Source organism: Staphylococcus sp. EG-SA-2 (assembly GCF_017152085.1).
Genome location: NZ_JACYHC010000572.1, coordinates 1 through 2,978 on the forward strand (window position 1 = coordinate 1; position 2,978 = coordinate 2,978).

Annotated in this window: 4 protein-coding genes; 2 read left to right on the top strand and 2 right to left on the bottom strand. The window is 32.0% G+C overall.

Annotated elements, in window-relative coordinates; genetic code table 11:
* Nucleotides 1-689: M24 family metallopeptidase (locus IDG60_RS09840; protein WP_206160657.1), on the bottom strand; the 689-nt coding region annotated here is incomplete at its 3' end.
* Nucleotides 690-863: 174 nt separating this feature from the next.
* Here IDG60_RS09840 and IDG60_RS09845 point away from each other — a divergent pair.
* Nucleotides 864-1,553, top strand: a complete 690-nt coding sequence (locus IDG60_RS09845; protein WP_000777188.1) for a metal-dependent hydrolase — start codon at nt 864-866, stop codon at nt 1,551-1,553.
* A 304-nt stretch (nt 1,554-1,857) separates the two neighbouring features.
* On the opposite strand, the gene IDG60_RS09850 is transcribed toward IDG60_RS09845, so the two are convergent.
* Nucleotides 1,858-2,271: a universal stress protein gene (locus tag IDG60_RS09850; RefSeq protein ID WP_000277602.1), complete on the bottom strand. Its 414-nt coding sequence runs from the start codon at nt 2,269-2,271 to the stop codon at nt 1,858-1,860.
* 204 nt (nt 2,272-2,475) lie between these two features.
* On the opposite strand from IDG60_RS09850, the gene IDG60_RS09855 reads away from it, so the two are divergent.
* Nucleotides 2,476-2,978 (top strand): DRTGG domain-containing protein (locus tag IDG60_RS09855; protein ID WP_206160658.1); only part of this gene is annotated, 503 nt, incomplete at its 3' end.

The window sequence follows — 2,978 nt, forward strand, 5'->3', positions numbered from 1 at the left end:
GTACGTGTCATATCGCTACAATAATGCTCATAAATTACACCTAAATCAAATAGTACATATTCATTGCTTTTTAATCTGCGATCTCCTGGTGTGCCATGAGGTGATGCGGCATGATCTCCAAATAAAACCATCGTATCAAAACTCATTTCATTGACGCCATATTGTTTGATAGTTTGCTCAATATGGTTGACTACTTCACGTTCAGTCACACCTTCTTTTAAATAAGAAACACCTATTTCGATACACTTATCTGCTAACTCAGCAGCTTTACGTATTTTGCTAATTTCATCTTCGGATTTAATATTTCTTAATTGTTTGATTGTTAAATCAACATCTCCGAATGAATTGACATTGAAACCAGAGATTAATTGTTTTTGGCGTGCTACTGTTAAGTGCTCGCTTTCAATTAGTAATTTATTGATTGTTTGAGGATAAAGTGAAAAAGGATTTTCAGTGTCTAAATATCCAACGATTTCACCTGTGAAAGGTGATGCTTTGACTTCTTCGACTTCCATTTTTGGACAAAATAGTACTTGTTTACCATCTTTCTTAATCAATAATGCAAATAATCTTTCATGGGGTTCGCTACGGTATCCAGTAAAATAATATACATTCAACGGTGTTGTAATCCATGCTGCATCAGCTTGTTGATTGTTCAGTTCGTCTATTATTTTTGATATTTTTGTCATTTCATAAACACTCCTCAACATAATATTACTTCCATTTTATGCCAATTATTATTAGATTTCAAAATCGAGCTAATACATTAACTAGATTTTCAATTTTTAAAATTTGAGAATTTGTTATAATTAAGTGGCAAAAGGGTACTAAATTTATATAGCAATTGATAGGAGGATGCTCAAATGAAGTTATCATTTCATGGTCAATCAACGATTTATTTAGAAGGGAACAACAAAAAGGTTATCGTAGATCCGTTTATTTCAAATAACCCTAAGTGTGATTTGAATATTGAAACAGTGCAGGTAGACTATATCGTTTTAACGCACGGTCATTTTGATCATTTTGGTGATGTTGTGGAACTAGCAAAGAAAACAGGAGCAACAGTAATTGGAAGTGCAGAAATGGCTGACTATCTTTCTTCATATCACGGTGTTGAAAATGTTCATGGTATGAATATTGGTGGTAAAGCAAACTTTGATTTCGGAAGCGTTAAATTTGTTCAAGCATTTCATAGTTCAAGTTTTACACATGAAAATGGTATTCCAGTTTATTTAGGTATGCCAATGGGTATCGTGTTTGAAGTTGAAGGAAAAACAATTTATCATACTGGTGATACAGGTCTGTTTAGTGACATGTCACTTATTGCGAAACGTCATCCAGTTGATGTATGTTTTGTACCAATTGGAGATAATTTTACGATGGGTATTGATGATGCAAGTTATGCTATTAATGAATTTATTAAACCAAAAATTTCTGTACCGATTCATTATGATACATTCCCATTAATCGAACAAGATCCACAACAATTTAAAGATGCTGTTAATGTAGGGGACGTGCAAATTTTAAAACCAGGTGAATCTGTTCAGTTTTAAATAGAATATAGATTTTACACTAAAAAACACCTCGCTAATCTATGTGGAAGTTATCGTCTGCATATTTTTAGTGGGTGTTTTTATATTCTACTGATTCAGTTACGACGTGGACGGGGGACATCAGTGGTTCTTTATCATTTCTGACCTACTCTCGTAATTTTAGTTTTATACAATTAGACATTGATTATAAATTTACTACGATATAAAAAATCCAGAACCACAGTCATAATCATTTCTTGTGTTTACTCAGTCGTTTGAGACTGCATCATGATTGAAAGATTATTTGTGATTCTGGATAAAAATTTTATTTAACGATTAATACAGGGATAGTCGCACGTTTTGCTACTTTGTGGCTGACACTTCCAAGTACAAATTTCTTTTTGTCTTCTGCTTTACGGTTACTTAAAACAACAATTTCGTATTTACCGCTATTAGCATGTTTTAATAGTTCTTCTTTTGCATTACCACGAACAATTATTTGGTCATAATCAATACCATAATCTTCTAAAGCTTTGCGTGTTTTTTCCAATCGCTTGCTTCGTTCTTCAGTAAGTTTGTTTAAATGAACACCTGCTTTAATTGATGCTTGAGCATCTTGTTCGCTGATTGCGTTTAAAACTGTTACGACTGTACCTTCGCCAGCTAATTTAGACACTTCTTTTAGTGCTTTTTCATTTTTTAACTGAGTGTCTACACCAAGTAATATATTTTTATACATTAGTACATCCCTCCTCACTTACATTCTAATAAATAATAATGGATTTTTCCATTTAAAATTAAAGATTTTGTGATCTTTGTGTTTGTTGTATATTTTCAAAAAATAAAATAGGTGAAACGATCATTATTTCATTTCACTTCAATGCTTTTTATCCAAAATAAAGTTATAATGTAGTTAATACTGTTCGAAAAGAAGAGGTAAAGAATGACAAAACATGAACAAATTTTAGATTATATTGAATCGTTATCTATAGGCTCTAAAATTTCGGTGCGTAAAATCGCTAAATTTTTAAACGTATCTGAAGGGACAGCATATCGTGCAATTAAAGATGCTGATAAAATGGGCATGGTCGCAACGATAGATCGTGTTGGTACGGTTCGAATCGAAAAACGTAATCGTAATGAAATTGAACATTTAACTTTTAATGAAATTGTCAATATTATTGATGGCCAAGTGTTAGGTGGCAATAAAGGTATCACTAAGATGGTATCTAAATTTGCAATTGGAGCAATGGAACTCAAAGATATTTTAAAATATATTGGTCCAAAGACATTATTGATTGTCGGAAATCGTGAAGATGTGCAGATTGAAGCTTTAAAAAGAGGTACGGCTATATTAATTACTGGTGGATTTAAGCCATCTAATAAAGTTATTAATTTTGCGAATGAACATGATTTACCTGTTCTATCATCAAGTTATGATACATT